Below are 7587 nucleotides of genomic sequence, written 5' to 3' on the forward strand. Positions count from 1 at the left end.
GCGGCCTGGTGTTCCTCCTGGCCGGCGCTCTCGGCGTGCTGCTCTACCTTGGGTGAAGAGCAGCCGGAATCAGGACCATTGGGTGCTTCTAAAATGGTTGAAAGGATCGGGTGTCGGTCTGGAACCTCTTTCCGGCTCGCGCATTGAGCGAGGTTGAAGGGCCTCGGAGTCTGCATGGAACAAAGGGTTTTGGGCCCCGGAGCCTTTGCGAAGGGCTTTCGTGCTGATGACAACAGCCGCGAACGAGATTCGGATGCTGTCGTAAGGAGCGAACTGGAAGATTTCTTCGAGAACGCGGCAGTCCCTCTCCACCTGGTGGCCAATGACGGAACTATTCTGCGCGCCAACCGCGCCGAGCTGGACATGCTCGGCTACACAGCTGGCGAATATGTCGGGCGTAGCATTCGGGACTTTCACGCTGATCCCGCCGCGATCGAAGACATTTTGAACCGGCTCTCCCGGCGCGAGGACCTCCAACACTACCGCGCGAGGTTGCGCGCCAAGGATGGCTCCATGCGTTGGGTGGAAATCACATCCAACGTGCGAGCGGTTGGCGGGCGGTTCCTCAACACTCGCTGCGTTACGATCGATGTCACGGATAAGATCAAAGCGGAAGAGCTGTTACGCGAACAGGAAAACAGGCTTGCTGTCACCTACCAAAGCGCAGGGACGGGTATTGTCGAGGCCGACGCCGAAGGCCGGCTGCTTAGGGTGAATGCCCATTTGTGCGATCTTTTAGGCTACGCGCCGGAGGAACTGGTTGGACGGTCGATTTTCGATCAAACTTTTTCGGCTGATGTCGAGTCCGACCGCGAGCAGTACTGGCGGCAGGTCGCGGGTGAGATAAAAAGCTACACGATGGAGAAGCGATTCGTTCGCAAGGACAGGTCTCTTGTCTGGGCCCTCGTTACTTCCTCCAGCGTCTTCGACGGCGAGGGAAAGTTCCGTTACGCGGTGCGGGTGCAGCACGACATCAGCGAGCGCAAGGCAATAGAGGCGACGCTTGCCCAAAGGGCGGAAGAGCAGGCTGCACTGCATCAATTCACTGAAATGCTGCAGCATGCCCGCACGCCAGCTGACGTCCATGAGCCTGCGCTCGACGCCATCCAGCGTGCGCTGGGTTGTCAGCGCGCTTCGATCCTGCTGTTGAACGATGGGATCATGAAGTTTGTGGCCTGGCGCGGCCTTTCGGACCCATATCGCGCAGCAGTAGAAGGCCACTCGCCCTGGCCGGCTGATTGCGCCGATCCTCAGCCGATTACCTTGGGCGATGTGGAAAAAGCCGAGCTTCCGGAAGAACTGAAGCGGACAATCCGAGCCGAGCGCATTGGCGCGGTTTGCTTCGTTCCGATAACCGAGGGAGGGCGACTGCTTGGCAAGTTCATGGCCTATTTCGACCAGCCGTGTGATTGCTCCGCCGACCAGGTAGAAGTCGCTCGCACCATCGCTCGCCAGCTTGGTTTCGGGATCGAGCGCCTGAAGGCGCAGAATGCCGCCCAGCGTTTGGCGGCAATCGTGGAGTCGTCGCATGATGCGGTTGTCAGCAAGGACCTGAACGGCATCATCTCGACCTGGAACCGGGGCGCTGAACGCCTGTTCGGCTATTCGGCCGCGGAAGTGATCGGCAAGCCAATCACCATTGTCATCCCGGACGACCGGTTGGATGAGGAACCTCTGATCTTGGGTCGAATCCGCAAGGGTGAACTCGTCGACCATTTCGAAACGGTTCGCCGCCGCAAGGACGGAACACTGGTGGATATTTCGCTGACAATATCGCCGGTTCGCGACGCGACGGGGCGGGTGGTGGGTGCTTCCAAGATCGCCCGGGATATAACCGATCAAAAAATGTCCGAAGCAAAGGTGCGCGACAGCCAACGTCACCTTCAGGATCTGCTCGCCGCTATTCCTGCCGCGATCTACACCACCGATCGCGATGGCAAGATCACTTATTTCAACGAAGCCGCGGTTGCACTTGCCGGGCGGACTCCGGTAATTGGCAGTGACGAATGGTGCGTGACCTGGAAGCTCTTCTGGCCCGACGGCACGCCGCTTCCTCACGATGAATGCCCGATGGCGATCTCCTTGAGGGAAGGTAAGCCGGTCCGCGGATATGAAGCCATTGCCGAGCGGCCGGACGGAATCAGGATCCCTTTCATCCCTTATCCGACACCGATGCGGGATGCGGATGGGAACGTCATTGGCGGTATCAACATGCTGGTCGATGTCAGCGAGCGAAAGCAGGCCGAGACCCAACAGCGAATCTTGCTCGACGAACTCAACCATCGCGTCAAGAACAACATGATGATGCTGAAGTCCTTGCTTTCCGTGGCGGCGAGGACGAGCCGAAGCCTGGAAGCCCGTGACGTACTAGACGAGGCAAGCAAACGGGTTGCCGCGATGGCGGCCGCACAGCGCGTCCTTTACGATACCGCCGACGCCAGCAATTTCAGTGTGCAGCCCTTCCTCGGGGCCGTATGCGAGACTGCCAAGCAAATGTTTCCACCGAATGTACGGCTGGTTTGTGAAGCTGACAGCATCAAATTGCCGAACGACGTGGCGATGCCGCTGGCCCTCATCGTCAACGAGCTTTTGACCAATGCGGTCAAGTATGGCCTTAACGGCAGCGCCGGAGGGACCGTCCAAGTCAGCATCACCAAGAAGGCGGAGGGTAATTCGCTGGTGGTTAGAGACGGAGGCTCCGGCTTCGACCTGAACTCGGTGCGCGCGACATCCTCGGGACTGCGGCTTGTAGAGGGCCTCGCGCGGCAGATCGGCGGAACCTTCGAAGTTCATCGAGACCCATGTCGATGCGTGGTGACTTTTTCTCAAGCACCGCTGTAGATCGGCCGTGCGACTGGAACCCGCGATGACTGAGCCAAGCCAAGCCGGGGAGTTCGACCGCGTATTCAAACCCCAACTGGCCTGGTCGCGAGACGACATGGGCGGCGGTGAGGCAACGCCTACGGCCGGTCGGACGATACTGATCGTCGAAGACGATTACCTGATTGCGCTCGACGCGGAAGCCGGACTGACCGCGGCGGGGTTCTCGCTGGCCGGAACGGCGGTCAGCGCCGAACAAGCTGTGAGCCTCGCGCTCTCGACCAGGCCGACGCTCGTCCTCATGGATATCCGCTTGCTTGGAAAGCGGGACGGAATTGATGCCGCGCTGGAACTTTATCGCGACCACGGCATACGATGCATCTTCACAACCGCGCATGGCGACCAGGAGGTGAAGCTTCGCGCCGAAGCGGCAAGGCCACTTGGCTGGGTGCAAAAGCCCTACTCAATATCCACTCTGGTCGACGCCATCAGAACAGGATTCCAACAAGTCGAGCAACAGAACTGAGGCGCGGCGGAATTTGGGCCCACCGATCCACGCGTGGACGCAGCACAGGAACGCGCAAGTTTATACCAGCTGGCAAGGTTGTGGCACCGATCGGTTTGCAATGCGCGCCCAAAGAACCGTTGTTGCCCTTGAGCGTCTCTGCCTCCGTTAAGACGGTTGACGTTCTGCTTTCGATCCCTGAGGGTCTGCACGTCCGTGCAGTGATGCAGGAGGTGCTCGAGGCCCAGATGGAGGAGGCGCTGGTTGCTTCGAAGGGCGACACCGGAGCGCCTCGGCTACCGCTCGCGAATACACGCCGCCTTGATGATTTGCGATGAGCTTCAGGGCCTCATCACCGTCGTCATGCCCGAACCTGTCATTGAGCAGCTGAAATGTGGATGACAAGGAGGGCGCCCATACGTTCGGTTTTTCGATCGGCGACGCGGTCCACAAAGCCATCCACAATCGCCATGAACGCCCGCCTGTTCAGACATGAGGTAAAGCGCGTCCTGCGGTCTGCCGGATCCTACTGGCGGCGCTTAGACTTGCCGCGGGGCTACCCAGCGACCCCGCCTCGTACTACCATTGCGCTTTCGCTGGACATTAGGGGCCGCACCCATTTCATTGCGGTTGCACGTGAGGATGAATTGGACATCTTCGAGCGGCTTGAGGCTTTGATAGACGTGCCCAACACGGCAGCGGTGAAGCAGGCGCGCGAACTGCTAAGAGAGCTAGAGGAAAGGTCAGACGGTGCAACCGACACGATCGACCAATTTCTGCTTGATCTAATGACGTTGGACTTTGTCGTTGAGTCTTGCCACCCGCGTTTCGATGCTCCCGCGCGGAAACTGGCGCGAATTAGGCTGACAATGCTCAAGATGTTATGCGGAGCTCCCGCCTAACAGAGCCCCGCTGCGTCTCCGGCGTTCCCGACGGAGTCGGCCGCGTCCGGATCAATTCATTGGTGGCACGCGCAGCAGCCCGCCACCTCGAGCATTGGGCTTTGCCTCACGGCGCGAGATCATCAGGCCACGCTGACGCAGTCCCGCAGCACTGCGTATCGCATCTCACAATCCCGAATCTCGCCTTGAACAGGGATTAGTGCTGAAGAAAAGGCGCCGCGTGGAGTCAGCTTCACTGCCCCCGACGAGGACTACTGTCGCGCGAGGACAGTCCGCCTCCCCGTTGGCTGCCGTGTTCCAGGGAATACGCATGAGTGAACTCGGCCCCGAGAAGAAATATCAATGACGCGTAGTAGATCCACAGCAGCACGACGATCAGCGCACTGGCCGCACCGAACGAAGACGCCACGCCACTGCTGCCAATGTAAAGGCCGATTAAGCTCTTGCCGATGGTGAACAGTGCAGAGGTGACAAATGCCCCGAACCATACATCGCGCCACTGCAACTCCCTATCCGGTAGGACTTTGTAGATCGCTGCGAATAACAGCGCGATAAGGAAGAAGGAGAACAGGATGTTCAGCCCTTCAACGATGACTGATCCGAAGGGCAGCAGCTGGTTGATCCAGCCACTGAGGGCGCTAATTGCTGCGCTCGCCGCCAGCGAGACGAGCAACAAAAAGCCGAGTGCAATGACCAATCCCAAGCTGGCCGTCCGCGCCCGGATCAGCCGAGCAATCGAGCTTCCTTCGGGTTTGGCCCTCCAAATTATGTTCAATGCCGATTGCATTTCGCCAAATACACCGGATGCCGTAAGAAGCAACGTGCACAGGCCAACTAAGGTCGCGATCATTCCCGACTTCGGATTTGAGGCGCTTTGCAGCGCACTTTGTAGCACCTCGGCGCTTTGGGCTCCCATCAATCCAGAAAGCTGACCGGCTATTGCAGTGCGTGCGGCGTCGTGTCCAAACACCAGGCCCGCTACGGCCACGACCAGCAACAAAACAGGTCCAAGTGACGTGACCGCAAAGAACGCCATGGCTGCACCGTGACTGAGAGCGCCGTCGGCAATGAAGCCCGCCACGCTGGCCTTCGCAATGCGCCACGCCTCAAGCATGGATTTCCTCGACGGAAGGTATCAACTTTCCCGGACAAAGTTCATGCCTGATGTCCCGAAGGGGCAAACTTGCGACAAAGGGAAGCGTTCCACACCAGTGAGAAAGTCCCGCGCGGAGTTCGGTCCCAAGCTCCATCGCGACACGGGTTTTTTCCGGGTCTATGTCTAATCGCTCAAGGCCGCCTAGGCTTTTTTGGCTTGCCGGCGCGAGGCTTCTGGCCAGCACCTTCTTCCCGAGACTGCTTAGAGTTGGCGAGCCGTTGGCGGACCGCATTTTCCGTACTTTCGGCCGCGGACCTGACGACCTCGCGGACCTTGTCGGTCAGCGTGCCTTCGCGCGACGCCTGCCGCGCAGCTTCGGTGACCGCCTGATAGCCTTCGGCTGCGATCCTCTTAACCTCAGCAGTGCCCTCTTCGAGCTTAGCTGCGGCAACGTCCCGAAGCTTGTCGGGGTAGCCACCCAACTCCCGCCCTCGATTGACCTATGCTGGTTGGTCCAAGCACTCCGGAAGTGCCCCGGGTCCCAACCGATGGCCTCTTTGTTGGGCTGCTGGAACATGTGTCAGAGACCAATGTTCGGGAGCCGGCCCGCTTTATTCCCGGGCGGTCGTCCCATGTGACTGCCCGCTGGCTATGGCCGGCGGGCATATGGGAACTTGATATTCGTCGGCAGGTTCGAAAAGCGGCAGCTCCCGTGCTGCCGGTCAGGTCCCCGAGACCTGGCCGGGCCGCTTCCCTCGCCAGTGAGGCGGGCCCTGTGCGATCGGCAAAGGCGGCGGCCCTGGAACCTGAACGACTGTCGCTGGTTGGTAGATTGGTGGCAGTGGCTCTCCAGGGCTCGCCGCCGGTTGAGGTCCGGGCCTCAACTGCCCGCGCTTCTGCCGAGGGGCGCGGGCGACCATTTTAGGGGACCGATATGCCGCGCAAGGTTGACAAGCTAAGGCACGAACGGGCTGACCGCGTATCTCGCGTCGTCATCGATGCGGAGCGCAAAGCCCGTGAAGCCAAGACAGCTCGTCTGAGGGCCGATCGGCTGGGACAGCGTTCCGTCAAGCCTGCCAATGTCGACCCGACGAAGTCACGCTAGGTGGAGGTGGAGGCGGCCGACGCAGTGCCTGAGTCTACCGCGCCGGCCATGGCGGCTCGGAGGTCCGCCGCGCGCTGACAAGATAGGACGAGGGTCACACGGTCAAGTAGAGCCCATGGATTAGGCGTGGCTGTCTTGGGAGGCGACGCAGATGAGCCGCGCTCGGCCTCGACACTGTCGCGCTTGTTCCTAAGAAGGGCAGGGCAAAACAGAACAAGGCCGACTGCGATGCCTATTTTGCCTTCGCGCCGCCCTTGTGGACTATGGCAAGCTTCGGAACCTGGGCTTCGTGGATGATTCTAAGAGCTTCGTCTCTGGTGATGCCGACCTTGCGGGCGTAGTACTCGGCTTCTCGCGCCCGCTCGCGATCGACTGGACGTTCCGTCGCCTGGTTGTTCGCCTTCTGCTTTGCCTTCTGTCCCATGAGGCGAATTATAGCACACCATGGACCCAGGCTAAACCGCGCGGCGGCCCGTTCGCTTGCCTAGCAGGAGTAGCGCTTAGACGCCACTGTCTGGCAGGTACCTGGTTCATCCGTTCGAATGACGCCCGTCGGCAGTCACAACGCTGGTTGGCCCAATCTGGCGGCAGGAAAGACTGGCAAGGTGGCTCCTGATGTGAGCGGACCGCGTCATCGGCAACAGGCTGGCGATCACGCACGACTTCCTTTCGATAATGCTTGGGATGAGGCGCCCGGGTGTGACGCTGGCATTCCAGGTGCTCAAGGGGCAGGGACTGATTCAAGCCCGGCGGGGAGAGGTCACAAATACGGGATCGAGCGGGGCTGTTGGCGATAGCGGGCGTGGTTACGGTCACGAAGCCGCCGACCGGTCACTGAGATAGCTCCCGCCTGAAATCCGGTCCGGACCAAAGCGCTGGGGCTTTTCCGAGCCTAAGGGTTCATTTGCGCCTGGCTTGGCTGCTAGCCGATCCAGCAGCTTGCGGGACTCTTCGATAACGCGGCGAGTGTCTTCAATGTTCAAGCGAAGATCGTCAATCTGTGCCGCCGCCCATCGCTGGTACATACGAGCGCTTACATTGCGTAAGGCTTCAGGTTCCCACGGCTCCATCACTATCAGACCGGTCGTGTCCCATCAGGTGGTGTAGCTCGGCGGTTACGAAGCCGCTCACGAGCGCGCCGTTAGGAGCGCTGTAGCGA

At 60.1% G+C, this 7587-nt stretch carries 5 protein-coding genes and 1 pseudogene; 3 read left to right on the top strand and 3 right to left on the bottom strand.

What is annotated here, in order from left to right:
* Positions 1-174 precede the first annotated feature (174 nt).
* Both FJ960_RS14030 and FJ960_RS14035 read left to right on the top strand, forming a co-directional pair.
* Complete coding sequence (locus tag FJ960_RS14030) at positions 175-2841, top strand: PAS domain S-box protein (RefSeq protein WP_140714645.1); 2667 nt, start codon at positions 175-177, stop codon at positions 2839-2841.
* A gap of 25 nt (positions 2842-2866) precedes the next feature.
* The gene (locus FJ960_RS14035; protein ID WP_246672795.1) at positions 2867-3346 is read left to right on the top strand and encodes a response regulator; all 480 of its coding nucleotides are present in this window, start codon (positions 2867-2869) and stop codon (positions 3344-3346) included.
* A 1113-nt stretch (positions 3347-4459) separates the two neighbouring features.
* Here the strand turns inward: FJ960_RS14035 and FJ960_RS14040 are convergent.
* From FJ960_RS14040 to FJ960_RS14050, 3 genes are all read right to left on the bottom strand, one after another.
* Positions 4460-5341: a YihY/virulence factor BrkB family protein gene (locus FJ960_RS14040; protein ID WP_140714647.1), complete on the bottom strand. Its 882-nt coding sequence runs from the start codon at positions 5339-5341 to the stop codon at positions 4460-4462.
* 173 nt (positions 5342-5514) lie between these two features.
* The gene (locus FJ960_RS14045; protein WP_140714649.1) at positions 5515-5805 is read right to left on the bottom strand and encodes a hypothetical protein; all 291 of its coding nucleotides are present in this window, start codon (positions 5803-5805) and stop codon (positions 5515-5517) included.
* 855 nt (positions 5806-6660) lie between these two features.
* A complete protein-coding gene (locus FJ960_RS14050; protein WP_140510713.1) occupies positions 6661-6852 on the bottom strand; it encodes a hypothetical protein in 192 nt (63 codons plus the stop codon).
* 164 nt (positions 6853-7016) lie between these two features.
* Between FJ960_RS14050 and FJ960_RS29875 the strand changes: the two are divergent.
* Positions 7017-7190, top strand: a pseudogene (locus FJ960_RS29875) (helix-turn-helix domain-containing protein); the annotation flags it as partial.
* Positions 7191-7587 lie beyond the last annotated feature (397 nt).

Source organism: Mesorhizobium sp. B2-3-11 (genome assembly GCF_006442215.1).
Taxonomy (GTDB): Bacteria; Pseudomonadota; Alphaproteobacteria; order Rhizobiales; family Rhizobiaceae; genus Mesorhizobium; species Mesorhizobium salmacidum.

What these genes read in the sequence shown, in the direction of transcription:
- FJ960_RS14030 (WP_140714645.1), top strand. Translation starts at nt 175, where the DNA reads ATGGAACAAAGGGTTTTGGGCCCCGGAGCCTTTGCGAAGGGCTTTCGT.
- FJ960_RS14035 (WP_246672795.1), top strand. Translation starts at nt 2,867, where the DNA reads ATGACTGAGCCAAGCCAAGCCGGGGAGTTCGACCGCGTATTCAAACCC.
- FJ960_RS14040 (WP_140714647.1), bottom strand. Translation starts at nt 5,341, where the DNA reads ATGCTTGAGGCGTGGCGCATTGCGAAGGCCAGCGTGGCGGGCTTCATT.
- FJ960_RS14050 (WP_140510713.1), bottom strand. Translation starts at nt 6,852, where the DNA reads ATGGGACAGAAGGCAAAGCAGAAGGCGAACAACCAGGCGACGGAACGT.